The sequence below is a fragment of the Patulibacter defluvii genome, assembly GCF_034096925.1.
Lineage (GTDB): Bacteria > Actinomycetota > Thermoleophilia > Solirubrobacterales > Solirubrobacteraceae > Patulibacter > Patulibacter defluvii.
The window spans coordinates 92919-117311 of record NZ_JAWZSQ010000013.1 but is presented as its reverse complement, the minus strand read 5'-3'; the positions used below and the strand labels follow the sequence as shown (position 1 = coordinate 117311).

22 protein-coding genes are annotated in these 24393 nt (G+C 74.8%); 13 read left to right on the top strand and 9 right to left on the bottom strand.

From position 1 onward, the window contains the following. The first annotated feature begins 65 nt into the window (after positions 1 to 65). A complete protein-coding gene (locus tag SH587_RS14475) occupies positions 66 to 1115 on the top strand; it encodes an alpha/beta fold hydrolase (RefSeq protein WP_320671341.1) in 1050 nt (349 codons plus the stop codon). A gap of 30 nt (positions 1116 to 1145) precedes the next feature. On the opposite strand, the gene SH587_RS14470 is transcribed toward SH587_RS14475, so the two are convergent. Beyond that, positions 1146 to 2516, bottom strand: coding sequence for a glutamine synthetase family protein (locus SH587_RS14470; protein ID WP_320671340.1), 1371 nt, complete (start codon positions 2514 to 2516; stop codon positions 1146 to 1148). 132 nt (positions 2517 to 2648) lie between these two features. On the opposite strand from SH587_RS14470, the gene SH587_RS14465 reads away from it, so the two are divergent. The 5 genes from SH587_RS14465 to SH587_RS14445 all read left to right on the top strand — a co-directional run bounded on the left by SH587_RS14465 (position 2649) and on the right by SH587_RS14445 (position 7065). Beyond that, positions 2649 to 3389: a FadR/GntR family transcriptional regulator gene (locus SH587_RS14465; RefSeq protein WP_320671339.1), complete on the top strand. Its 741-nt coding sequence runs from the start codon at positions 2649 to 2651 to the stop codon at positions 3387 to 3389. Between the two features lie 91 nt (positions 3390 to 3480). After that, entirely contained in the window at positions 3481 to 5019 is a 1539-nt protein-coding gene (locus tag SH587_RS14460) for an APC family permease (protein WP_320671338.1), read from the top strand. Continuing rightward, entirely contained in the window at positions 5016 to 5717 is a 702-nt protein-coding gene (locus SH587_RS14455) for a gamma-glutamyl-gamma-aminobutyrate hydrolase family protein (protein WP_320671337.1), read from the top strand. The genes SH587_RS14460 and SH587_RS14455 overlap by 4 nt, the downstream gene beginning before the upstream one ends. Next, complete coding sequence (locus tag SH587_RS14450) at positions 5714 to 6679, top strand: carbon-nitrogen hydrolase family protein (protein WP_320671336.1); 966 nt, start codon at positions 5714 to 5716, stop codon at positions 6677 to 6679. The genes SH587_RS14455 and SH587_RS14450 overlap by 4 nt, the downstream gene beginning before the upstream one ends. Next, positions 6676 to 7065 carry a hypothetical protein gene (locus tag SH587_RS14445; protein ID WP_320671335.1) on the top strand — a complete coding sequence of 130 codons (390 nt, stop codon included), beginning with the start codon at positions 6676 to 6678 and terminating at the stop codon, positions 7063 to 7065. The genes SH587_RS14450 and SH587_RS14445 overlap by 4 nt, the downstream gene beginning before the upstream one ends. A gap of 35 nt (positions 7066 to 7100) precedes the next feature. Here the strand turns inward: SH587_RS14445 and SH587_RS14440 are convergent, their stop codons facing one another. Together SH587_RS14440 and SH587_RS14435 are read right to left on the bottom strand one after the other, a co-directional pair. Then, positions 7101 to 7340, bottom strand: coding sequence for a hypothetical protein (locus SH587_RS14440; RefSeq protein WP_320671334.1), 240 nt, complete (start codon positions 7338 to 7340; stop codon positions 7101 to 7103). A 9-nt stretch (positions 7341 to 7349) separates the two neighbouring features. Then, positions 7350 to 9278 (bottom strand): hypothetical protein, encoded by a 1929-nt coding sequence (locus SH587_RS14435; RefSeq protein ID WP_320671333.1) that lies wholly within the window; start codon positions 9276 to 9278, stop codon positions 7350 to 7352. Between the two features lie 161 nt (positions 9279 to 9439). On the opposite strand from SH587_RS14435, the gene SH587_RS14430 reads away from it, so the two are divergent. Next, positions 9440 to 10168 (top strand): TetR/AcrR family transcriptional regulator, encoded by a 729-nt coding sequence (locus SH587_RS14430; protein ID WP_320671332.1) that lies wholly within the window; start codon positions 9440 to 9442, stop codon positions 10166 to 10168. A 66-nt stretch (positions 10169 to 10234) separates the two neighbouring features. Here SH587_RS14430 and SH587_RS14425 read toward each other — a convergent pair whose 3' ends face one another. From SH587_RS14425 to SH587_RS14415, 3 genes are read right to left on the bottom strand one after another with little or no spacing between them, the layout of a single operon-like run. Then, positions 10235 to 10585: an arsenate reductase family protein gene (locus tag SH587_RS14425; protein WP_320671331.1), complete on the bottom strand. Its 351-nt coding sequence runs from the start codon at positions 10583 to 10585 to the stop codon at positions 10235 to 10237. Then, on the bottom strand, positions 10585 to 11400 hold the full coding sequence (locus SH587_RS14420; protein WP_320671330.1) for a crotonase/enoyl-CoA hydratase family protein: 816 nt from the start codon (positions 11398 to 11400) through the stop codon (positions 10585 to 10587). The genes SH587_RS14425 and SH587_RS14420 overlap by 1 nt, the downstream gene beginning before the upstream one ends. A 60-nt stretch (positions 11401 to 11460) precedes the next feature. Beyond that, a complete protein-coding gene (locus SH587_RS14415) occupies positions 11461 to 12177 on the bottom strand; it encodes a SanA/YdcF family protein (RefSeq protein ID WP_320671329.1) in 717 nt (238 codons plus the stop codon). 444 nt (positions 12178 to 12621) lie between these two features. Between SH587_RS14415 and SH587_RS14410 the strand changes: the two genes are divergently transcribed. Continuing rightward, positions 12622 to 14253: a VanW family protein gene (locus SH587_RS14410; protein ID WP_320671328.1), complete on the top strand. Its 1632-nt coding sequence runs from the start codon at positions 12622 to 12624 to the stop codon at positions 14251 to 14253. Between the two features lie 24 nt (positions 14254 to 14277). Here the strand turns inward: SH587_RS14410 and SH587_RS14405 are convergent, their stop codons facing one another. After that, the gene (locus SH587_RS14405; RefSeq protein WP_320671327.1) at positions 14278 to 14883 is read right to left on the bottom strand and encodes a DedA family protein; all 606 of its coding nucleotides are present in this window, start codon (positions 14881 to 14883) and stop codon (positions 14278 to 14280) included. Between the two features lie 253 nt (positions 14884 to 15136). On the opposite strand from SH587_RS14405, the gene SH587_RS14400 reads away from it, so the two are divergent. Continuing rightward, positions 15137 to 16051 (top strand): type IV toxin-antitoxin system AbiEi family antitoxin domain-containing protein, encoded by a 915-nt coding sequence (locus SH587_RS14400; protein ID WP_320671326.1) that lies wholly within the window; start codon positions 15137 to 15139, stop codon positions 16049 to 16051. A 59-nt stretch (positions 16052 to 16110) separates the two neighbouring features. Here SH587_RS14400 and typA read toward each other — a convergent pair whose 3' ends face one another. Then, entirely contained in the window at positions 16111 to 17952 is a 1842-nt protein-coding gene (gene typA / locus SH587_RS14395) for a translational GTPase TypA (protein ID WP_320671325.1), read from the bottom strand. Between the two features lie 106 nt (positions 17953 to 18058). Here typA and SH587_RS14390 point away from each other — a divergent pair, with 106 nt between their 5' ends. Then, the gene (locus tag SH587_RS14390; protein WP_320671324.1) at positions 18059 to 18919 is read left to right on the top strand and encodes a S1 family peptidase; all 861 of its coding nucleotides are present in this window, start codon (positions 18059 to 18061) and stop codon (positions 18917 to 18919) included. 123 nt (positions 18920 to 19042) lie between these two features. Further along, a complete protein-coding gene (locus SH587_RS14385) occupies positions 19043 to 20599 on the top strand; it encodes an alkaline phosphatase D family protein (RefSeq protein WP_320671323.1) in 1557 nt (518 codons plus the stop codon). A 5-nt stretch (positions 20600 to 20604) separates the two neighbouring features. Here the strand turns inward: SH587_RS14385 and SH587_RS14380 are convergent, their stop codons facing one another. Further along, on the bottom strand, positions 20605 to 21642 hold the full coding sequence (locus SH587_RS14380; protein ID WP_320671322.1) for an aldo/keto reductase: 1038 nt from the start codon (positions 21640 to 21642) through the stop codon (positions 20605 to 20607). A gap of 92 nt (positions 21643 to 21734) precedes the next feature. Here SH587_RS14380 and SH587_RS14375 point away from each other — a divergent pair, with 92 nt between their 5' ends. Then, on the top strand, positions 21735 to 22343 hold the full coding sequence (locus tag SH587_RS14375; protein WP_320671321.1) for a TetR-like C-terminal domain-containing protein: 609 nt from the start codon (positions 21735 to 21737) through the stop codon (positions 22341 to 22343). Positions 22344 to 22423: 80 nt separating this feature from the next. Then, on the top strand, positions 22424 to 24070 hold the full coding sequence (locus SH587_RS14370) for an FMN-binding glutamate synthase family protein (RefSeq protein WP_320671320.1): 1647 nt from the start codon (positions 22424 to 22426) through the stop codon (positions 24068 to 24070). Positions 24071 to 24393 lie beyond the last annotated feature (323 nt).

Here is a 24393-nt window from a genome sequence, read left to right as displayed (position 1 = left end):
TTTCGCTACTGTTCCGTAGGAACGGGAGCGTCGCTCGACCTCCCCCGAGGACGGAGCAGCTCCCGATGGACCGCCGACGCACCCGCCCCGCCGCCGCGGCCGCCCTGGCCGTCGGCGCCGCCTGGACCACGGTCTACGCCCGCGACCGGCGGCGGATCTCCCGTGATCCCCAGCACGGCCCGCTGACCCGCGAGCTCGACGAGCTGGGCGGCGAGCACCGGACCGTCGCGGCCGGCGACGGGACCGCGCTGCGGGTCCGGATCGTCGGTCCCGAGGGCGCGCCGACGGTGGTCCTGGTCCACGGCTGGACCTGCGCGCTGGAGTTCTGGACGCTGCAGCTGCAGGCGCTGGCCGGCGACCTGCGGCTGGTCAGCTACGACATGCGCGGCCACGGCGGCAGCGCTCCCTCGGGCGGCGGCGACTACTCGATCGAGGCCTACCGCGACGACCTCGAGGCGGTCCTCCGCGCGACCGTCCCGGCCGGCGAGCGGGCGACCCTGATCGGCCACTCGCTGGGGGCGATGACGATCGTCGCCTGGGCGGCCGAGCACGCCGACCAGGTCCCGGAGCGGGTCGCGGCGGCCGGGCTCTTCAGCACCGGCGTCGGCGACCTGATCAGCTCGTCGCTGATCCTGCCGACCTCGGGCTTCGGCCAGCGGCTGGAGCAGGAGCTGGGCCAGCTGGTGCTCGGCGCGAGCGTGCCGCTGCCGAAGCGGCCGACGCCGATCTCCTCGCGGGTGGTCCGCTACGTCGCGCTCTGCGGTGCGGCGAGTCCGGCGACGGTCGCCTTCTGCGAGCAGATGGTGCTGCGCTGCCCGCGCGACGTGCGCGCCAACACCGGCAGCACCCTCAGCCGGCTGGAGCTGTCGCACGGCCTGGCCGCGCTGACCGTCCCGACGACGGTGATCGTCGGCCGCGACGACCGGCTGACGCCGCCGGTCCACAGCGAGCGGATGGCCGCCGGCCTGCCGCACCTGCACGAGCTGATCGAGCTCGACGGGGTCGGTCACATGGCGCCGGTCGAGGCGCCGGAGCGCACGACCGACGCGATCCGCGCGCTGGTCGCGGCCGGCACCGCCGCGGCCCCGGCGACCTCGCCGCTGGCCACCGCCTGAGCCGCGGGGCCCGACCGGCCGGGGCGGCGCTCAGATCCCGAGCAGCCGCCGCCGGTCCCAGTCGGTGACCGCGTGGCGCGACGCCTCCAGCTCGCAGGCGGCGAAGTGGGCGATGTGCTCGACCGCGGCGTCGCCGAACGCGGCCCGCGCGGTCGGGCCCGCGCGGAAGGCCTCGATCGCCTCGTCGAGCGACGCCGGCAGCGGCGGCACGTCGGTCGCGTCGTAGGCGTTGCCGGAAACGTCGCCCTGCGGCGTCAGCTCGCGGGCGACGCCGTCGAGTCCGGCCGCGAGCAGCCCGGCGTAGGCCAGGTACGGGTTGACGTCCGCCCCCGGGATCCGGTTCTCCAGGTGACGGCTGCCGCCGCGGCCGGTGGCCCGGAAGGCGACCGTCCGGTTGTCGCCGCCCCAGCTGAGGTTGGCTGGCGCGAAGGTGCCCGGCCGCAGCCGCTTGAACGAGTTCGGGTACGGCGCCCAGAGCAGGAAGAACTCGCGTGCGTGGTGCTGGAGCCCGGCGGCGAACGCGGCCAGCAGCCGCTCGTCGGCGGCGAACAGGTTGCGGCCGTCGGCGTCCTCCAGCGACAGGTGCAGGTGGGCGCTCGACCCGGCGGCGCCCGCGTCCCACTTCGCCATGAAGCTGGCCCCGAGCCCGTGCTGGCGGCAGACCTCGCGGGTGCCGAGCTTGTAGAGCGCGTGGCGGTCGGCCATCTCCAGCACGCCGGTCGGCACCAGCGTCACCTCGTACTGGCCGGGGCTGTACTCGGTCTTGGCGGTCTCGACCTCGATCCCGGTCGCCGCGAGCGCGGCGAAGAGCGTCCGCAGCAGCTCGTCGTCGCGGCCGATCGCCTCGGCCAGCTCCGGCTGGAGGGTGGCGCGGTGGGGGGTCGGCGGGCGGTGGCCGGCGGCGGCCAGCTGCTCGGGCGTCTCGGCGAAGACGTAGAACTCCAGCTCCGAGGTCACGCGCGGCTCGTAGCCGGCCTCGCGGGCCCGCTCCAGCTGCTGGCGCAGCAGCGTCCGCGGGGCGATCGCCAGGTCGTGGCCGTCGAGGTCGGTGACGTCGGCGAGCACGATCCCGGTCCGGGGCGCCCACCCGAGCGGCCGCAGGGTGGCCGGGTCGGGCACCAGCCGCAGGTCGCCGTAGCCGTGCTCCCAGCCGATCGTGGCGAAGCCGTCGAGCAGCTCGTGCTCCAGGCCCCAGCCGAGCACGATGTCGCAGGTCTGGACGGCGCGGGCGGCGCTGGCCGCGTAGTGGGCGGCGCTGTGGCGGCGGCCGAGCAATCGGCCGGACATGTCGGGCGTGGCCACGATCACGGCGTCGAAGCGGTCGTCGGCGGGCGGGTCGCCGGCACGCTGGCCCTGCGCATCGGCGACGCCAGCCGGCGTCGTGCGGTCTGCGGTCTCCATCCCTCTCCTCTCGAAATGGGCCAGGTTTGCACCTTTGCCCGAGATCGCGTACAGTAGCAAAAGGTAGATGGTCTGTTGACAGACCTTTTACCGAAAGAACACCCGCCGATGACGCCCCGAGAATCGACGCCGATGGACGACACTCCGAGCACGCTGGCCCCGGCCGGCAGCGACATCATCTTCCGCCCGCTGCGGACCGGCAACGTCTTCGAGGAGACCTTCGAGCGGCTGGTCCAGGCGATCAAGCTCGGCGTGGTCCCGCTCGGCAGCCGGCTGCCGCCCGAGCGTGAGCTGGCGACGCGGCTCAACGTCAGCCGCACAACCCTCCGCGAGGCGATCCGCGCGCTCGAGCAGATGGGCTTCGTCGAGGTCCGCCAGGGCCGCGGCGGCGGCACCTTCGCCGTCCACCGCGCCAGCGCGCCGCCGTCGGTCGCCGCCCGCGAGATCGTCCAGAAGATGGGCCCGAAGCTCGATGACCTGCTCGACTTCCGGCAGGCGCTGGAGCCGGCCGCCGCCGAGCTGGCCGCCCGCCGCGCCATCCCCGGCAGCGCCGGGCGGCTGCGCGAGCACCTGGCCGAGATCCGCCACTCGTCGCTGGCCGAGTACCGGATCGCCGACGCCCGCTTCCACCTGGCGATCGCCGACCTGGCGAGGGCGCCCTCGCTGGCCGCCTCGATCGCCGACGTCCAGCTGCGGATCGCCGACCCGCTGGCCGCGCTGCCGCCCTGGGACGAGTCGCTGCGGCACTCGGACGACCAGCACGAGGCGCTGATCGACGCGATCGACCGCAACGACCCAGAACGCGCGCGGACGGTGATGGCGGAGCACATCGCCGCCACCGCGACGCTGCTGCGCGGCCTGCAGCCGCAGTAGCCCGGCCGGCCCGCGCGGCCGGCCACCGACACCAGCGCTCGCCGGCCTTGGAGGAGCCGGCGGCCACGACCCACGAGGAGAGGGAGGACGCATGTCCACGAAACCACCTGCCGCTTCCGGCGGCGGCGACGGCGTGCAGCGGCTGAAGCCGAACGCCGTCGGGCTCGTCGGCGTCATCTTCATGACGCTCGCGACGGCCGCGCCGATCACGGCGATGACCAGCAACATGCCGATCATGGCCGGGATCGGCACCGGCACCGGTGCCCCCGCCGGCTTCCTGATCGCGACCGCGGTGCTGACGATCTTCTCGATCGGCTACATCGCGATGGCGCGCCGGATCACCGCCGCCGGGGCCTTCTACGGCTTCATCTCGCACGGCCTCGGACGGATCGTCGGGATGGGCTCGGGGCTGCTGGCGGTGCTCGCCTACGTGGTCTTTGAGGCGACGCTGGTGGCGCTGTTCGCGGTCTTCGGCAAGGAGACCTTCGAGGCCCAGCTGGGGATCGACCTGCCGTGGCAGGTCTACGCCTTCGCGATGGTGGCGCTGATCGCGCTGCTGGCCTTCTTCGAGATCTCGCTGACCGCCAAGGTGCTGGGCGCGATCCTGGTGCTGGAGATCCTGATCCTGGCCGCGGTCGCGCTGGCGGTGCTCGTCTCCGGCGGTGGTCCCGACGGGATCCCGGCGGCGCCGATCAACCCGGTCGAGGCGTTCGACGGGCCCTCTGTCGGGATCGGCCTCTTCTTCGCCTTCTGGTGCTGGGTCGGCTTCGAGTCGACCGCGATGTACGGCGAGGAGTCGCGCGACCCGAAGCGGACGATCCCGATCGCGACGATGGTGGTCGTCGTCGGCGTCGGCCTCTTCTACGCCTTCGTCAGCTGGATGGTGATGTCGGGCAACGGCGTCGCCGAGACGATCGCGCTCTCGAAGGGCAGCGACCCCTTCGAGACGGTCTTCGCCCCGGTCCGCGAGTTCCTCGGCGGCTGGGCGGTGACGAGCTTCCGGTGGCTGCTGCTGACCGGCTCGTTCGCCTGCGGGATGGCGTTCCACAACTGCGCCGCCCGCTACCTCTACGCCTTCGGCCGCGAGGGCTTCATCCACCCGTCGCTCGGCCGCACGCATCCGCGCCACGGCTCGCCCTACGTCGCCTCGTTCGTGCAGAGCGGGCTGGTGGTGGCGATCACGATCGCGTTCTGGATCAGCGGGATGGATCCCTACGCCGGCCAGTACTCGCTGATGGCGCTGCTCGGCACCTTCTCGATCCTGATCGTGCAGGCGCTCTGCTCGTTCGCCGTCGTCGCCTACTTCTGGCGCCAGCCCGGCAAGCGGCGGCCGTGGACGACGCTGGTCGCGCCGCTGGTCGGCGGGGTGGCGATGATCGGCGTGGTCCTGCTGCTGGTGACGAACATGGACACCGCCGCCGGCACCGCGTCGAGCACGCTCTTCTTCACCCTGATCCCGTGGATCGTGGCGGCGGTCTTCCTGCTCGGCTGCGCGATCGCGCTGCGGCTGCGGCAGCGGTCGCCGGAGCGCTACCGGATCATCGGCCACGTGACGCTGGCCGACGAGGCGACGGCCGCGGCCGCCGACCCGCGGCCGGCGGCCGAGCCGGTCCGGGTGGGGGCGGCGTGAGCGCGGCGCCGCTGATCGGCCTGACCACGTCGCTGGAGCCGGCGGCCTGGGGCGACTGGCGGATGGACGCCGCCGTCGTCCCGGCGCCGTACGTCGCCGCGGTGCTGGCGGCGGGTGGCGAACCGCTGCTGCTGCCGACCGGCTTCGGCGCGACCCCGGAGCGGGCGCTGGCGCTGCTCGACGGCCTGCTGGTCGTCGGCGGCGCCGACGTCGACCCCGCCGCCTACGGGCAGCCGGCGGCGCCCTGGACCGACCCCCGCCCGGACCGCGACCGAGCCGAGCTGGCGCTGCTTCGGCGAGCGCTCGAGGCCGATCTGCCGACGCTGGCGATCTGCCGCGGGATGCAGCTGCTGAACGTCGTCCGCGGCGGCACGCTCGTGCAGCACCTGCCGCAGCGGCTGGGCCACGAAGGCCACCTGGAGCAGCGCGGCGTCTTCGGCACCCACGAGGTCGAGGTCGACCCCCGGAGCCGGGTCGGCCGGGTGCTGGGCGAGCGGGCGACGATCCGCTCGTACCACCACCAGGGGGTCGACCGGATCGGCCGCGACCTGACCGCGACCGCGTGGGCGGCCGACGGCACGGTCGAGGCGCTGGAGGCCGACGACCGGCGGTTCGCGGTCGGCGTCCTCTGGCATCCCGAGCAGGAGCAGGAACCGGTGCTGATCGAGGAGCTGGTGCACGTGGCGGGCGGACGATGAGCGGGCAGCTGCGGCTGGCGATCGCGCAGGCGCGTCCGCGCTGGCTGGACCGCGCGGCGACGACCGCCCAGGCGCTGGAGCTGATGCGGCGGGCGGCCGCCGACGGGGCGCAGGCGATCGTCTTCCCGGAGACGTTCCTGCCCGGCTACCCGATCTGGGTCTGCCGGACCGACGGCGCGCGCTTCGACGCCGACGACCAGAAGCGGGCCTACGACGCCTACCTGGAGGCGGCGGTCGAGGCCGACGGCCCGGAGCTGCGCGAGATCGAGGCACTGGCCCGCGAGCTGGGGCTGTTCGCCTACCTGGGGATGGCCGAGCGCGGCTGCGGCGACGCCCGCGGCACGGTCTTCTGCTCGCTGGCGGCGATCGACCCGGCCCGCGGCGCCACGACCGTCCACCGCAAGCTGCTGCCGACCTACGACGAGCGGCTGGTGTGGGGGCGGGGGGACGGCTTCGGGCTCCGCGCCCACGACGTCGGCGGGGCCCGGCTCGGCGGCCTCTGCTGCTGGGAGAACTGGATGCCGCAGGCCCGCCAGGCGCTCTACGCCGACGGGACCGACGTCCTCGTCGGGGTCTGGCCGGGCAACCGCAGCCTGACGGCCGACATCACCCGTTTCGTGGCGCTGGAGGGGCGGGTCTGGTCGGTCGCGGCGTCGGCGCTGCTCGACAGCTCCGACGTGCCCGAGGACTTCCCGCTCCACGCGGCGTTGACGGCGAACGGGCCGGAGCGCTACTTCGACGGCGGCTCGGCGGTCGCCGACCCGCGCGGCGCGTGGCTGGTCGAGCCGCTGGTCGGCGAGGAGCGGCTGATCGTGGTCGACCTCGACCTGGCCGCGGCCCGCCGCGAGCGGCTGCTGTTCGACCCGACCGGGCACTACGCGCGGCCGGACGTCTTCGGCGCCACCGTCGACCGCCGGCGGCTGCGAGCGGCGCGGTTCGTCGACGAGGAGCCGGCCCGATGAGCGTGCCGCTGCTGAGCTCGATCGGGCTGGTGATGCTGGCCCTCGGGACGGTCTCGGGCTGGGTGCTCGAGGCGTACCACCGGTGGCCGCAGTGGTTCAAGCGACGGGGGGTGATCCGGCTGGCGCCGCTGCGCCAGACCCACCTCGACTGGATCGTGATGAGCCTGATGCTGTTCGCGATCGACCAGGTGGTGCCGGAGCGGCCGGGGTGGATCACCGGCCTGATCGCCTACGGGGCGATCGTCAACCCGCTGCTGTTCCTGCCGCTGGCCTTCGACGGGCCGGGCAACAAGCGACCGGTGATGCAGGTCGCGCTCTTCACGTCGTTCGGGTCGCTGACGATCGCGATGCCGGCGCTGGCCGTCCACGGCCTGACGCTCGGCTGAGACCGGCGGGGCGGGCGGGCCCGCCCCGCCCGCTGTCACGTTCCGGTCGCCTGACGACCGGAAGGCGACAGCGGGGCGGAGGGCTCGGGCTCGTCGTCGGCCCAGTCGAACTCCTCGTCCTCGTCGCCCGCGCGCCGCCGCAGGAAGAGCACCGCGCCGCCGACGACCAGGATCGGCGGCAGCGCGAAGGCCAGCGCCAGCGGGCCGCTCAGGTGGTGCGCCAGCACGGTCACCATCGCGGCGACCGCGTGGAAGGTCGGGTCGAGCGCGGTCACGGTCGGCTCCTAGGCGTGGCCGCCGCGGGCCGGTCCGTGGGGGCGCAGGCGGTCGAGGACGGAGGTCGCCACCTCGGCCAGCAGGCCGACGCCGCCGGCCGCGGCCGCGGTCGCGCGGTCGACCCGGCCGAGCCGGCCGGCGACGACGCCGGTCGCCACCACCAGCAGCGCGACGATGCTCAGCACGAGCAGGATCGCCGGCGTCCAGATCCAGCCGGGGACGTCGTCCTTGCGCTCGATCTGGAGGATCTCCTGGTCGAAGATCATCGGCCGGGTGACGGTCGGCTCGACCGGGCGCCCGGCGAAGCCGACGGCCGGATCGGCCGGCATGTAGACCGGCGCGGCCAGCATCGTGCGGCCCTTGTGGACGCGGATCATCGTCTTCCAGTTGCCGGCCAGCGGGGCCCGCTCGCTGGTGGTCCAGGAGCCGTCCGGCTGGTGGGTCAGGCGGTCGACGTAGCTGCCCTTGCCCTGCCAGCCCATCGCCTGCACCCAGTGGGCGTCCTCGGCGATCGACGGCGGGTCGAAGCGGACGCTGATGTTGCCGGTCGTCTGGGGACCGCCGTAGCCGGGGCCCTCGGTGGTGCGGACGTCGCTGACGGTGATCGTGGCGCGGACGTCGTCCGGGGTCGAGACGGTCAGCGCGTTGACGGCCAGCACGACGACGGCGATCCCGGCCAGGCTCGACGCCACCACCGGCCGCCGCAGCGCCGCGCCGAGGCCGGCACCGGGCGACGCCGCGGGCGACGTGCCGAGCAGCGCCTGCACCATCACGGTGCTGAGGACGCCGCCGGCGATCCCGGCGACGATCGCCGTCGGCAGGCCCTCGGGCAGCAGCTGCGCGGTCCACGGCAGCGGCATCGCGATCTGCGACCAGCCGTACTCGGCGGCGAAGCCGACCGTCCCGACGACCGCGCCGGCGACGATCCCGAACCGCATCGGCCGCCGCCAGTCGCCGCGGGCGGCCAGCAGCTCGATCGCCAGCGCCTCGACGACGAAGAGCGGCATCGACGGCAGCGACTGGCCGAGCGGGCCGCCGACCAGCAGGCTCAGCGCGCCCATCACCGGGATGTAGATCGCGACCGCGGCCAGCGCCCCGCCGCGTCCGCCCCAGGTGCGGGCCAGGACCAGGCCCTGGGCGGCGGCGAAGGCCAGGATCAGCGGGTGCCAGACCATCCGGTACTGCGGCACGCCCCAGTCGAACTCGCCCAGCAGCACCGCCCAGCCGAAGAGGCAGATCGCGCCCAGCAGGACCGGGATCGGCCGCATCGTGACGCCGCGCGGGTGGCGCAGGTCGCGGCCAGCGGCGCGGGCGCCCTCGACCAGCAGCAGCACGGCGGCGACGACGCCGAGGATCGCGCAGCCGATCATCTGCACGTGGGTCGGGCCCCAGAGGGTCACGTCCTGGCCGAAGATCCGGTGCCAGACGTCGTCGAGCGGGAAGCCGAGGAAGGCCAGCGAGGCCGCCACCAGCATCAGCGCGGCGCTGATCGGGACCGGCCAGAGGCCGCGGATCCGCAGCGACGCGCGGCTGGCGTGGGCCTTCTTCGCCGGCGCCATCCCGATCGCCAGCAGCGCGGCCTGGAACAGCCCCAGCAGGCCGAGCAGGATCGGGTAGTGGGCGGCGGTCCCGAGCGGCCCCTCGTCGCGGCCCTGGTCGATGTGGAGCGCGACGTCCCAGGTGACGCCGAAGAGCGCCAGGAAGATGAAGGCGATGCCGGCGATCGCGGGCACGGCCGACCAGGCGGGGATCCCCAGCACCCGCTCGGCGAGCCCGCCGACGGCCCGCAGCGGGCGGGCGCGGCCGGCCCGGTAGGCGACGACCAGCCACAGCGTCAGCAGCGTGACGACGGTGGTGCCGACGCCGACGATCGCGATCTGTTCGAGCGGCGCGCCGTTGACGGACGATGGCGCCGCCTGGGCGAGGAGCGGGGTCATGCGCGGTGGTTCTCCGTTGGGGTGAGCGCTCGGGCGGGGCGGCCACGGCCGGCCGCGCTTCCTACGCCTCCGTACCTACGGGAGCGTATCCGAGTTCCGGTGAAGATGTGTACCACTCGGTACGGATTCGGTTATGCGGGTCGAACTGTCACACTGGGCCGGTGGCTCCACGACCTCGCCCTCCCGCGCGTCGCCGGCGCCCCGCGCCGCGGCTGCCGCCGGAGCAGCGGCGCGAGCAGCTGCTCGACACCACGCTGGGGCTGATCACCGAGGCCCGCTCGTTCGACCCGATCTCGATGGAGTCGGTGGCCCGCGCGGCGGGGGTCACGAAGCCGGTGGTCTACGACTTCTTCGCCAACCGCGGCGAGCTGCTGGCCGCGCTGCTGGAGCGCGAGGAGCAGCGGACGCTCTCCGAGCTGGCCGAGGCGATCCCGAGCCCGCCGTGGCTCGACATCGATCCCGACGACGTGCTGCTGCACGCGATCGGCACCTTCCTCGACGCCGTCCAGCGCAACCCCAGCCGCTGGCTGCTGATCCTGCACCCGGCCGAGGGCTCGCCGGAGGAGATCCGGCACAAGGTCGAGGAGATCCGCGAGGGGATCGTGCAGCTGGCGAAGGAGCTGCTGACGATCGGGCTGACCGTCCGCGGCAGCAGCACCACCGAGATCGACGTCGACCTGCTCACACGGCTGCTGATCGGCAACGCCGAGGAGGGCGGCCGGCTGATGCTGCTGCACCCCGCCGAGTACGCGCCCGAGCGGCTGCTGGCCTTCACCAAGTGGCTGATGGGCACCGTCCCGCGCTCGTCGCCCTACCCGACCAGCATGAGCGCGGCGATGGCCGAGCTGGCCGGCACCGACGGCGATCCGACGACCGCCGACGGCACCTAGCGCCGCGCCCGCTGCGACGTTCCGGTCGCCGGACGACCGGAACGTGACACGCGCGCGGGGCGCAGCTCAGTCCAGCAGCTCGAGGACGCGCTCGATCGGGCGCGCCAGCACGGCCCGGTCGCCGCGCACCACCACCGGCCGCTGCAGCAGCGACGGGTGCTCGACCATCAGCGCGATCAGCTGCTCGGGGTCGGTGTCCGCGCCCAGGCCGCGCTCCTTGACCAGCGGCTCGCGGGTCCGCAGCAGCTCGTGCGGGGCGGCGCCGGTCTTCTCCAGCAGCCCCCGCAGCTCGGGCTCGGTCAGGCCGGTCACGTGGTAGTTCACCGACTCGACGTTGACGCCCCGCTCGACCAGCAGCGCGTGCAGCTTGCGGCAGGTCGTGCAGGTCGGCTTCTCGTAGACCGTCAGCGTCGCCATCAGTCGACCACCAGCTCGGGAGCGACGTACTCGCCCGGCTGCTTGGTGAAGGCGGCGGTGGCGGCGGCCATCGCGTTCGGCGAGCCGATCAGGGCCTTCTGCAGCCGCGACTCCAGCAGCAGGCTCTCGGCGTCGTCGGCGAACCAGGCGTCGTTCAGCAGCCGCTTGCCGAAGCGGGTGGCGTCCGGCGACTTGCCGGCGATCTCGGTCGCCAGCGCCAGCGCGGCGGCCCGCGGATCCTCGGCGACCTTCGTCACCAGGCCCAGCTCGCGCGCCTCCAGGCCCGAGACGATCCGGCCCGTGAAGGTCAGCTCCTTGGCCACGTCCTGACGGGCCAGCGGCGGCAGCGTGACGGCCAGGCCCATGTCCGGGATCAGGCCCCACTTGATCTCCATCACCGACAGCTTGGCGTCGGTCGCGGCGATCCGGACGTCGGCCCCGAGCGCGATCTGGAGCCCGCCGCCGAAGCAGTTGCCGTGGATCGCCGCGACCACCGGCGCCGGCACTCGCCGCCAGTCGTAGGCGACCGACTGGTACAGGTTGACCAGCTCGCCCGGCAGCCGCTCGTCGAGCGTGCCGGCCTGGGCCAGCGCGCCGCTCTGGACCGCGTCCTGGACGTCGAGGCCGGCGCAGAAGCTGGGCCCCTCGCCGGAGAGCACGACCGCCCAGACGTCGGCGTTCTCGCGCAGCGAGGCGGCCGCATCGCGCAGGGCCTCGAACATCGCCGTGTCGAGGCCGTTGTGCTTCTCCGGCCGGTTGAGCCGGACGTCTGCGACGTGGTCGGCGATCTCGATCGTCACCCGCTGGTCGGACATGGCGGACATTCTCGCGCGTCCGCCGCCGCGACGCGTGAACGGTTGGCTGCGCGGCCAGGATCAGCGGCCGGGCGTCGACGCGGCGGGGGCGTCGCTGCCGGCGGGCGGGGTCGGTCCCCAGCTGCCGCGGCCGTCGCCGCTGATCGGGTGGCGCGGGCCGCCCTGGACGTCGCTGCCGAGGACCACGTCGCCGACCGCCTTGACCCGCGCCAGGACCTCGCGCACGTCGCTCTGAATCACCTTGCCGCCGTAGCCCTGGATGTCGCTGGTGACGCCCTGGGCGTCGATCCCGGCGTCGCGGGCCAGGTAGAGCGCGCGGGCCATGTGGAAGCCCTGGGTGACGACGATCGCCGTCCGGACGCCGAAGATCCGGCGGGCGCGGACCATCGAGGCGTGGGTGTCGATCCCGGCGTGGTCGGTGAAGATCGCCGCCGGCGGGATCCCGGCCCGCAGCAGCGCGGTCCGCATCGTCCCGGTCTCGTCGTAGCGCCACGCGCGGTGGTCGCCGGTGACCAGGATCCGGTCGACCTTGCCGGCCCGGAACAGCTGCTCGGCCCGCCGCACCCGGTCGGCCAGCATCGCGCTCATCTTGCCGTCGCGGTGGACCATCGCCCCGAGCACGATCGCCACCTGGGCGTGGCGCACGTCGCGGACGTCGTCGGTCGCGCCCGAGCCCTCGGAGAGGACGTAGACGTTGGCGGCGGCGATCAGCAGGCCGGCGAGCAGCAGCAGCGTGCCGAACCAGCGGACGACCCGGAAGCGGCAGAGGCCACGCACGCCGCAGACGGTAGCCGGTCGTGCGTGCAGGGACGCTTGCAGGGGCCCCGGTGGAGCGCGGTCGCGGCGGCGGGTCTCTACCGTCAGAGGGACGCGATGCACGAGTCCCGTCGTCACCGTCCGTCCCGTCCCGCCCCCGATCGGCGCCTCCGGCGACCGGACCCCGGGGACGACTTCGCCTGGGACGACGGTCCGCGACGGCGGCCCCCGCGCGCCGGCGCCGGCGGCGGCGAGCGTCCTCGTCCGCGCCAGCCGCTGCCGCCGGAGACGGGCGACCGGGCCGGCGGACCGCCGCGACCGCCGCGACCGCGTCCGTCGCGCCCCGAGGCCGACCGTCCCCGCCCTCGTCCTCGTCCGGAGGGTCGGTCATCCGGCGCCGACCGCGCCCGCGGCGGCCCGCCGCGGCGGCTGCCGGTCGGCCGCGGGACCCTGGCCGCGCTGGCGGTGCTGGCGCTGCTGGTGGTGCTGCTCGCCGCCGGCCTGATCGTGCGCTCGGCCCACGAGGGCCAGGCGCTGCCCGGTACCCGGGTGGCGGGGGTCGACGTCGGCGGCGCGACCGAGCAGGAGATCGTCCGCCGGCTGCGGCCGCTGCTCGACGCCAAGCGGCCGCTGCGGCTGCGGGCCGAGGGCGAGGAGCTGCGGCTGATCCCGGCCGACGCCGGCTACCGGCTCGACCTGCAGGCGACCGCCCGGGCGGCGGTCGCCGCCGGCCGCGGCGGGCTGCTCGGCGGGCTGCCGCTCGGTCGCCGGCGGGTGGCGGTGCGGGCGACGATCGACGGCAAGGCGCTGGCCAAGGCGGCCGAGCGGATCGCCGCCCGGGTCGACCAGGACCCGTTCCCGGGCGCCCTGACCGTCGACCCGCAGACCCTGAAGGCGTCGACCCGGCCCTCGCGGCCCGGTCGCGCGGTCGACGTCGACGGGCTCGCGCGGGGGATCCGCGGCGAGCTGCTCGGCGGCGGCCGCGGTCCGCTGGCCGTCCCCCAGGAGCCGGTCGACGCGGTCCCGGGCGACCGCCTGCGCGAGCTGGCCGACCAGGCCGAGCGCTACCTGAGGAGCCCGCTGCGGATCACCGGTGCCGGGGCGCCGCTGGAGCTGTCGGGCGGCGAGCTGGCGCGGATCCTGGCGCTGGAGGGCCGCGAGGGCGGCCGTCGGGCCCGGCTCGGCGTCGGCGACGAGCAGATGACGGCGCTGGTCGGGCGGCTGGCCGAGCGCGGCGACCGGCCGGCCCGCAACGCCCGTCCGACCGCGCCCGCGACCGGTCCGATCGAGACCGGCAAGGGCGACGTCAGCTGGCGTCCGCGCCCGGCCGACGTCGGCGTCGTCCCCGCCCGCAGCGGCCGCACGGTCCGTCGCGAGGCGCTGGCGACGGCGATCCGGCGGGCGGTCCGCGACGGCGAGCACACCGTGCGGGTGCCGATGGCGGTGGCCCAGCCGGCGGTCAGCACCGAGGCGGCGCGCAAGGTCGACTCGCTGATCGGCAGCTTCACCACGCCCTACGTGGCGGGCCAGCCGCGGGTGACGAACATCCAGCGGATGGCGCGGACGATCGACAACACGGTGATCCCGGCCGGCGGCACGTTCTCGCTCAACGGCCTGACCGGGGAGCGGACCACGGCCAAGGGCTACGTCGAGGCACCGTTCATCGCCGGCAACAAGATCGAGCCCTCGGTCGGCGGCGGCGTCTCGCAGTTCTCGACCACGATGTACAACGCGGCCTTCTTCGCGGGGCTGCGGCTCGACGCGCACCGGGCGCACAGCCTCTACATCGATCGCTACCCGCCGGGCCGCGAGTCGACGCTGAACTTCCCCGACATCGACCTGAAGTGGACCAACGACACCCAGGCGCCGGTGCTGGTGCGGACCAGCTACGACAGCGCCGGGGTGACGGTGACGCTCTACGGCGACAACGGCGGCCGCCGGGTCCAGGCCAAGGCCGGCGAGCGCGAGCCGGTCGACGGCGGCAACTTCCAGATCACGGTCACCCGCACCGTCCGCTACGCCGACGGCCGCGTCGTCAACCAGCCGACGACCACGCGCTACGAGAACGAGGTCACCGAGGACGAGCCGCAGGAGTAGCGGCGGCGCGGCCGGCGCGGCGGTTCAGCCGGTGGCGTTCGCGCGCCGCCGGGCCCGCAGGCCGCGCCACAGCAGCCAGCCGCCGCCGGCCACGACCACGAGCGCCAGCGCCGGCTTGGCGACCGGTCCGACGGCGTCGCCGACCTGCTCCCACTGCGCGCCGAGCAGGTAGCCGGCCCCGATCAGCAGTGCGTTCCAGGCCAGCGAGCCGAGGACCGTGAAGAGCAGGTACTCCCAGCGCGGCATCCGCAGCAGCCCGGCGGGCAGCGAGACGACGCTGCGGACCCCGGGGATGCAGCGCGCCACCAGCACCACCAGCGGCCCGCGGCGGGCGAACCAGCGCTCGGCGTCGTCGAGCTTGGCCGGGTCGATCCGGCCGATCCGCAGGAACCGCTCGGCGAACGGCCGTCCCCCGCGGCGGGCGGCCTCGTAGAGCACCAGCGCCCCGACCACCGAGCCGGCGGTGCTGGCCAGCAGCACCAACGGCCAGACCAGCTCTCCCCGCTCGACCAGGTAGCCGGCCAGCGGCAGCACCGCCTCGGACGGGATCGGCGGGAACACCGTCTCGGCCAGCATCAGCAGCGCGAGGCCGGCATAGCCGAGGTCGCGGAGGATCTCGGAGAACGACATCGCCCCCGCAGTCTGACGACCAACGAGCGGCAATGCGCCACGATCGGTCCCTCGGTCCGCCGCTCCTGGCCTCGCGTGGCGGTTGACCCCCGGCGTCCGGGTGCCCGCCGCCACGCGAGCGGGAGGGAGCGGGCGACGGCAGGCGGCGGCGGGCATCGGTGCGGACTTGGTGCGGTTTCGGTGCAGGATCGGCGCGGTTCGGGCACCGTCCGCCCCTTGTTCCGGCACGGCGGCCGGCCGCACGATCGCCGGCATGGACTCGTGGCGTCGAGCGGTGGCGATCGCCGACCGGCAGGGCGGGGTGATCGGCCGCGGGCAGCTGGCGGCGGCCGGGATCACCCCGACCACCGTCGACCGGCGGCGCGCGGCCGGGATCCTCCACCGCCGCCAGCCCGGCGTCTACGCGGTCGGGCGGCCGACCGTGTCGCCCTACGGGGCGGCGTTCTCGGCGGTCCTGGCCACGCGGGGAGCGGGCGCGCTGGCCGCTCGCAGCGCGCTGGCGGCGGTCGCTGCCCTGCCGTGGCCGTCACGGCCCGAGGTGATCGTCACCGGCGGCACGCGGCGGATCCCGGACGTCGCCGTCCGCCGCACCCGCCACCTGCCCGAGGACGACCTCTGGACCGACCAGCACGGCCTGCGGATCTGCCGCTGGCCACGGGCGATCGTCGACCTGGCGGCGTCCGGCACCGTCGTCCAGCTGCAGGACGCGCTCGACGGGGTCGAGCGGCAGGGGCTGCTCAACCTGCCGCGGCTGGAGGCCGCGATCGCCGCCCACCGACGACCGGGGCTGCCGAAGCTGCGGCGGGCGCTCGAGCCGTTCCTGACCCTGACCGACGAGGAGCACCGCAGCCTGCTGGAGCGGTTCGCGACCGTCGCCCTGCGACGGGCCGGGATCGACGGCTTCGCCCTCAACGCGCCGTTCCGGCTGCCCGGCGGCCGCACGATCGTGATCGACCTGCTGTTCGCGGCGGCCGGGCTGGCCGTCGAGATCGACGGTCGCGCCACCCACGAGCGCGCTCGCCAGTTCCAGGAGGACCGCCGGCGCGACCGCGAGCTGCTGAAGCTCGGCATCCGCTCGGCGCGGTTCACCTGGCAGGACGTGCGCTTCCGCCCGGCCCAGGTCTGCCGCGACGTCGACACCCTGCTCGCCCGCTCGCGTGGCGGATAGGCCCCGGACGCCGGGGGTCAGCCGCCACGCGAGGCTGAGCGCCCGCGGCCGGCCGAGCCCTACGACGGCGCGTCGCCGCGGGCCTTGCGCTTGGCCAGCTTCTGGCGCTGCGTGGTGTCGAGCACGGCCTTGCGCAGGCGGACGTGGTTCGGGGTCACCTCGACCTGCTCGTCGTCGGCGATGAACTCGAGCGCCTGGTCGAGCGTCATCTCGCGCGGGGGCGCGATCTTCACCAGCTCCTCGGCGGTCGAGGAGCGGATGTTGGTGACCTTGCGCTCGCGGACGGCGTTGACGTCGAGGTCCTCGGCGCGGCGGTTCTCGCCGATCACCGAGCCCTCGTAGACCTCGTCGCCGACGCTGACGAAGAGCGATCCGCGGTCCTGCAGGGCGATCACGGCGTAGGTGGTGATCTTGCCCGCGCGGTCGCAGACCAGCGAGCCGGACTGGCGCGAGCGGATCTCGCCCGCCCAGGCGTCCCAGCCGTCGAAGATCGAGTGCATCATCCCGGCGCCGCGGGTCTGGGTCAGGAACTCGGTCCGCATGCCGATCAGGCCGCGGGCGGGGATCCGGTAGTCGAGCCGGATCCAGCCGCTGCCGTGGCCGCCCATGTTCAGCATCTGGCCCTTGCGCTCGGCCATCAGCTGGGTGACCGCGCCCAGGTGCTCCTCCGGGACGTCGATCGTGACCGCCTCGTAGGGCTCCTCGCGCTTGCCGTCGTCGGTGGTCCGGACCAGCACCCGCGGCTTGCCGACCGTCAGCTCGAAGCCCTCGCGGCGCATGTTCTCCACCAGCACCGCCAGCTGCAGCTCGCCGCGGCCGTGGACCTCCCAGGTGTCCGGCCGCTCGGTCGGGACGACCTTCAGCGAGACGTTGCCGATCAGCTCCTGCTCCAGCCGGCCCTCGATCATCCGGGCGGTCAGCTTGTCGCCGTCGCGACCGGCCAGCGGCGAGGTGTTGACGCCGATCGTCATCGCCAGCGAGGGCTCGTCGACGGTGATCGGCGGCAGCGGCCGCGGGTCGTCGACGTCGGTCAGGGTGTCGCCGAGGACGATGTCGGGGAAGCCGGCGATCGCGGCGATCTCGCCCGGGCCGATCTCCTCCGCCGGGACCCGCTCCAGGCCCTCGGTCTTGAACAGCTCGCCGACCTTCGCCTTCACCTGGGTGCCGTCGCGCTTGGCCCAGGTCACCTGCTGCCCGCGGCGGAGCGTGCCGTGGGTGATCTTCGAGATCGCCAGCCGGCCCAGGTAGGGCGACGCGTCGAGGTTGCCGACCTGCGCCTGCAGCGGGTGGTCGGGATCGTGGCGCGGGGCCGGGATCGCGGCCAGCACGCCGTCCAGCAGCTCGCTGAGGTCGTCGGCCAGCTCGTCGGGGCGGATGCCGGCGCGGCCGTCGCGGCCGATCGCGTAGTAGACCGGGAACTCCAGCTGGTCGTCGTCGGCGTCCAGCTCCAGGAACAGCTCCTCGACCTGGCCGACGACCTCCTCGATCTGGGCGTCGGGGCGGTCGATCTTGTTGACGACCAGGATCACCGGCAGCTTCGCCTCGAGCGCCTTGCGGAGCACGAAGCGGGTCTGGGGGAGGGGGCCCTCGGCGGCGTCGACCAGCAGCACGACGCCGTCGACCAGCGCCAGGCCGCGCTCGACCTCGCCGCCGAAGTCGGCGTGGCCGGGGGTGTCGACGATCGTGACCGTCGTGTCCTTCCAGCGGATGACCGTGTGCTTGGCGAGGATCGTGATCCCGCGCTCGCGCTCCTGGTCGTCGGAATCCATGATCCGCTCGGTGTCCTCGCCGCGCTGCAGCGACCCGGACTGGCGCAGCATGGCGTCCACCAGCGTCGTCTTCCCGTGGTCGACGTGGGCGACGATCGCGACGGTGCGCAGGTCTTCTCGTACGGCGGTCATGCGAGCAACAAGGGTAGGGACCACCGCGAGCGGCCGGGTCCCGCCGACCCGCGGGAGGACGGCGCACGCGGCGGGCGCCCGCCGCGCGAGGGTCTACGCTCGGTCGATGACGTCCGCGCTCGAGGCTCGTGGTCGGGCCCGTCGCGGGCTGCTCGCGGCGGCGCTGGCCGGCCTGCTCGCGGGGGCGCTGGTGGCGCCGGCGACGGCGGTCGTCGGCGGGGCCCGGGCGACGCCGCGGGCCCACGCGGCGGTCGTCTCGCTGGCCGACGCCTGCACCGCGACGCTGGTCGCGCCCGACCGGCTGCTGACCGCCGGCCACTGCGCCAGCCACGTCGATCCCGGGGTCACGCGGGTCCGGATCGGCGGCGCGGCCTACGTCGCCGCGCGGGTCGCCCGCCACCCGCGGTTCCGCTACCAGCTGCCGGCCTACCCGGCCCAGCCCGACCACGACCTGGCGATCGTCGAGCTCGACCGGCCGGTGCCCGACATCGCCCCGGTGGCGCTCTCGACCCGCCCCGTCCGCCGCGGCGAGCGGCTGCGGCTGCTCGGCTACGGGACCAGCGACCCGCGCCGGCCGGGCCGCTTCGGCGTCCTGCGGACGGCGCGGCTGGTGGTCCGCTCGGCCACGGTCTGCCGCCACGCGATCGCCCGCGCCGATCCCGACCAGAAGTCCCAGTTCCACCCGACCCGGATGCTCTGCACCCAGGATCCGGACGGCCGCGCGCCCTACGCGTCGGGCTGCAACGGCGACAGCGGCGGCCCGTTGCTGCGCTGGGACCGGGAGCGCCGCCGGTCGCTGCTGGTCGGGGTCGACTCGTGGGGCGTGGCCTGCGGCGCGCAGCACGGCGATCCCGAGGTCTTCGTGCGGGTCGCCGGCTTCCGCGCCTTCGTGCTCGACCCGCGGCCGGCCTGGGCCAGTGCGCGGATCCGCGACCCGTGGGACGCGGCGGCCGACGCCGCCGGCTGATCCGGTCACCGAACGGTCACACCGCGGCCGCGCGGGCGCTGGTGTGATCGACGCGTCCCGGCGGTCGCCCCCTCGCAGCCGGCTTCCCGGCACGACCGCCCCGCATCCCCCCGGAGGTCCCGCGTGTCGTCCCTGACCCGTCGAACGCTGCTGCGCACCGGCCTGGCCGGCGCCACCGTCGCCGCCACGGCCGGCTTCCCGGTCGCGCCGTCGTTCGCCCGCTCCCGCCCGCGCTTCCCGTCGAGCCCGTGGGCGCTCGGCGTCGCCTCGGGCGATCCGTCGTCCGACGGCGTCGTGCTCTGGACGCGGCTGGCGACCGACGGGCTGGGCGTCGACCCGATCGCGTACGACCGGATCCAGGTCCGCTGGGAGATCGCCGAGGACGACCGCTTCCGCCGCGTCGTCCGCCGCGGCGTGGCGATCGCCGACCGCGACGCGGCCCACAGCGTCCACGTCGAGGTCGAGGGCCTGCGCCCGCACCGCAGCTACTGGTACCGGTTCGCGGCCGGCGACGAGGTCAGCCCGGTCGGCCGCACCCGCACCGCGCCCGACCTGCGCGCCACCCCGGCCTCGCTGGCGTTCGCGTTCGCGTCCTGCCAGCAGTTCGAGCACGGCTTCTACACCGCCTGGCGCCACGTCGCCGAGGAGGACCTGGACCTGGTCCTGCACCTCGGCGACTACATCTACGAGCACGGCACCGACGTCTACAAGTCGGAGAACGGCAACGTCCGCCACCACGTCGGCGACGAGATCACCAGCCTCTTCGACTACCGCCGCCGCTACGCCCAGTACCGCTCCGACGCCGACCTGCGGGCCGCCCACGCCGCGCACCCGTTCGTCGTCACCTGGGACGACCACGAGGTCGACAACAACTACGCCGGGCTGGTGCCGGAGGACGGCCAGACCGCCGAGGCGTTCCGGGCCCGGCGGGCGGCGGCCTACCAGGCCTACTGGGAGCACATGCCGCTGCGCCGGCGGCAGCGGGCGAAGGGCCCGGACATGCGGCTCGACCGGACGCTGGAGTACGGCCAGCTGGCCCAGTTCGCGGTCCTCGACACCCGTCAGTTCCGCAGCGACCAGGCCTGCGGCGACGGCACCAAGGCGCCCTGCGACGCCTGGGCCGATCCCGCGCGCACGTTCCTCGGCGACGACCAGGAGCGGCGGGTGCTGCGCGACCTGGGCCGCTCGTCGGCGCGCTGGAACGTGATCGCCAACCAGGTGCCGCTGACCGCGATCGACCAGAAGGCCGGCGACGGGCTGACGCTCTACATGGACGGCTGGGCCGGCTACCCGGTGGCGCGCGAGCGGTTCCTGCAGGGGATCGTCGACCGCCGGGTCCGCAACCCGCTGGCGATCACCGGCGACGTCCACTCGAACTGGGCCTGCGAGATCAACCGCGACACCCGGGTGCCGGACTCGCAGCGGGTCGGGGTCGAGCTGATCGGCACCTCGATCACCTCGACCGGCGACGGCAACGACAGCCAGCCGGCGCAGCTGGCCGACAACCCGCAGGTCAAGTGGTACAGCCGCCGGCGCGGCTACGTGCGGGTGGCGGTCGACGCCCGCGAGGCCCGCGCCGACTACCGCACGGTCGACTACGTCAGCCGCCCCGGCGCGCCGATCCGGACCGCGCGCCGGTTCGTGATCGAGGACGGCACGCCGGCTCTGCGGGCGGCCTGAGCCGGTCAGCCGGCGATCGGCGGCGCCAGCCGCGCAAAGCCCTCCTGGCGGCGGTAGGGGAAGTGGGGGTAGGGGGCCGGCTGGGCGCTGACCGCGTCGAGCCGGCCCCGCTGCTCGTCGCTCAGCCGCCAGCCGACCGCGCCGAGGTTGTCGCGCAGCTGCTCGGCGTTGCGGGCGCCGACGATCACCGAGGCGACGGTCGGCCGCGTCAGCAGCCAGTTGAGCGCCACCTGGGGGACGGTCCGGCCGGTCTCGCCGGCGACCTGCTCCAGCACGTCGACCACGTCGTAGAGCCGTTCGTCGTCGACCGGCGGCCCGAACGCCGCGGTCCGGTGCAGGCGGCTGCCGTCGGGCAGCGGGGCGCCGCGGCGGATCCGACCGGTCAGGCGGCCCCAGGCGAGCGGGCTCCAGACCAGCGCCCCGACGCCGTGCTTGGCGCCGAGCGGCATCAGGTCCCACTCGTAGTCGCGGCCGACGAGCGAGTAGTAGACCTGGTGGGCGACGTAGCGCGGCCAGCCGTGGCGGTCGGCGACGGCGAGCGCGTCCATCAGCTGCCAGCCGGGGAAGTTCGAGACGCCGACGTAGCGCAGCTTGCCGGCCCGGACCAGCGCGTCGAGCGTCGACAGCACCTCCGCGACCGGCGTCCCGGCGTCGTGGGCGTGGAGCTGGAAGAGGTCGATCCGGTCGGTTCGCAGCCGCCGCAGCGCGGCGTCGACCGCGGCCACGATCCGGCTCCGCGAGGTGCCGCCGTCGCGGGGGTCGTCGCTCAGCGGCAGGCCGGCCTTGGTCGAGATCAGGACCTCGTCGCGGCGACCTTCGAGGGCGGCGCCGAGGACCTCCTCGGAGGCGCCGTCGGAGTAGACGTCGGCGGTGTCGAAGAGCGTCACCCCGGCCTCCAAGCAGATGTCGATCAGCTCGCGCGCCTCGCGGACGCCGCTGTCGCCCCAGGCCCCGAACAGCGGCCCGCGGCCGCCGAAGGTGCCGGCCCCGAAGCTCAGCTCGGGGACCAGCAGCCCCGAGTCGCCGATCCGTCGGTACTCCATCGTCGTTTCTCCTCTAAAGGGAATGCAGTTCCATTAGGAAGGTAGCGCAGTCGGGCGGGCTAATGGTTCTCGGGTCCCGTTAGGATGGCGGCATGGAGCAGCCGCAGACGCGACCGGGGGGACGGACGGCGCGGGTCCGCGAGGCGGTGTTGGCCGCGACCCGCGACGCGCTCGCCGCCCGCGGGCTGGACGGGATCGACCTCGGTGCGGTCGCCGCGGCCGCCGACGTCGGCAAGACCACGGTCTACCGCCGCTGGGGCAGCGCCACCGCGCTGGTCGCCGACCTGCTGGACCAGATGGCCGACCGGGCCGGCGACCGGGTCGACCGCGGGTCGCTGCTGGCCGACCTGGAGGAGAACGCCGGCCGCGTCCAGCGGACCCTCGCCGACCCGCAGGAGGGGCGGCTCTACGCGGCGCTGGTGGCGGCGGCGACCTGCGACGAGCGGGCGGCCGCGGCGCTGGAGCGGTTCTACGAGCGGCGGGTGGCGGTCTGGGCGGGCTGCGTCGAGGACGCCGTCGCGCGCGGCGAGGTCCCCGCCGGCACCGACGCGGCGGCGGTGGTGCGGGCGGTCTCGGCGCCGCTCTACTACCAGCGGCTGACCCGCGGCCGGCCGCCCGCGCCGGCCGACGCGCGGCGGGCGGCCGCGGCGGCGGTGGCGGCAGCCGCGGCGGGCGTCTTCGTGCGCGACGGCGACGGCTGAGCGGCGGCCCGCCAGGTCGGCGGGGGACGGCCGCCCGGCGCCGTAGCGTTGGCGTCGTCGTCTTCCGGAGGTCCCTCACCGTGCTCCGCTTCGTTCCCGCCGTTGCCGTCGCCGTCCTGGCCGTGGTCGCCACCGTGCTGGCGCTGGCCGTCGGCGCCGGCTGGTGGTGGGCGGCGGTCCCGCTGCTGGCCCTGACCGCGCTGGCCGGCTGGGACCTGGTCCAGACGCGGCACGTGGTGCTGCGGACCTATCCCCTGACCGGGCACCTGCGGTGGGTGGCGGAGGACCTGCGGCCGGAGATCCAGCAGTACTTCGTCGAGAGCGACACCGACGGCCGGCCGTTCGACCGCGACACCCGCTCGATCGTCTACGAGCGGGCGAAGGGAGTCGAGGACGAGTCGCCGTTCGGGACCGAGCTCGATCTGGACGCGGTCGACCGCGAGTACCTGGTGCACTCGATGGCCCCGGTCGACCCGCCGGCGGCCGACGCCCCGCAGCCGCGGGTGACCGTCGGCGGGCCGGACTGCACGCGGCCCTACGAGATGGCGCTGCTGAACGTCTCGGCGATGAGCTTCGGGGCGCTGTCGCAGAACGCGATCCTGGCGTTGAACGAGGGGGCGCGGATCGGCGGCTTCGCCCACGACACCGGCGAGGGCGGGATGTCGAAGTACCACCGCGAGCCGGGCGGGGACCTGGTCTGGGAGATCGGCACCGGCTACTTCGGGGCGCGGACGAAGGACGGCGACTTCGACCCCGAGCGGTTCCGCGACCAGGCGGCGCTGCGGCAGGTGAAGATGGTCTCGCTGAAGGTCTCGCAGGGCGCGAAGCCGGGGATCGGCGGGGTGCTGCCGGGGGCGAAGGTGACGGCCGAGATCGCCGCCGCGCGCGAAGTGCCGATCGGCCAGACGTGCGTCTCGCCGCCGGGGCACCGGGTCTACTCGACCCCGCGCGAGCTGGTCGAGTTCGTGGCCCGGATGCGCGAGCTGGCCGACGGCAAGCCGGCCGGGTTCAAGTTCTGCGTCGGCTCGCGGGTCCAGTTCCTGGCCGTCTGCAAGGCGATGGTCGAGACCGGGGTGACGCCCGACTTCATCATCGTCGACGGGGCCGAGGGCGGGACGGGGGCGGCGCCGCTCGAGTTCGAGGACCACGTCGGGCTGCCGCTGACCGAGGGCCTGTTGTTCGTCCACAACGCGTTGGTCGGCTGCGGCCTGCGCGACCGGATCCGGATCGGCGCCAGCGGCAAGGTCGCCACCGGGGCCGACATCGTCAAGCGCATCATCCAGGGGGCCGACTTCACCAACTCGGCCCGGGCGATGATGTTCGCCGCGGGGTGCATCCAGGCCGAGCGCTGCCACACGAACACCTGCCCCTCCGGCGTGGCGACCCAGGACCCGAAGCGCTACCGCTCGCTGGTGGTGTCGGACAAGGCCCCGCGGGTGGCCCGGTACCAGGCGGCGACCGTCCACAGCGCCCAGCGGATGATGGCGGCGATGGGCGTGCGCGATCCCGCCGACCTGCGGCACGCCCAGCTCCGCCGCCGCGTCGGCTCGGCCTGGTCGGCCAACTACGCCGAGCTGTACGACTGGCTCGACGAGGGCGAGCTGCTGCGCGAGCCGCCCGAGGCCTGGCGTCCCTGGTGGACCGCCGCGCATCCCGACCGCTTCGAGATCGACCACGTGGCGCTGTCGGAGAAGGACCTGCGGCGGCGGGGGCCGATGTCGGCTTGAGGAGTGGCGCGGGCTTCGGCCGGTCGGGGTTCGGCTGGCCTGGTTTCGGCTGGCCGGTGGGGATGGCTGGTCAGGTCCGCGGGTGGCGTGGTCGTTCGGGGGCTGGACAGCTGGCCGGTGAGGGTGCCGTCGCCGGGTTGGTCGGGTGGGCGGTGGCGGCTCCGGCGGGCCTGACTGGCCTTCGGCGGGGGCACGTAGGGGAGGGAGACCTGGGCCGTGGTGGCGCGGGGCGGGGTCGGGTGGTGGCGGGGAGCGGCTGGGAGGCGAATGCGGCGTTGGGGCGGGCGCCCGTCGCCAGATGTGACGTTTCGGTCGCTGGCCGG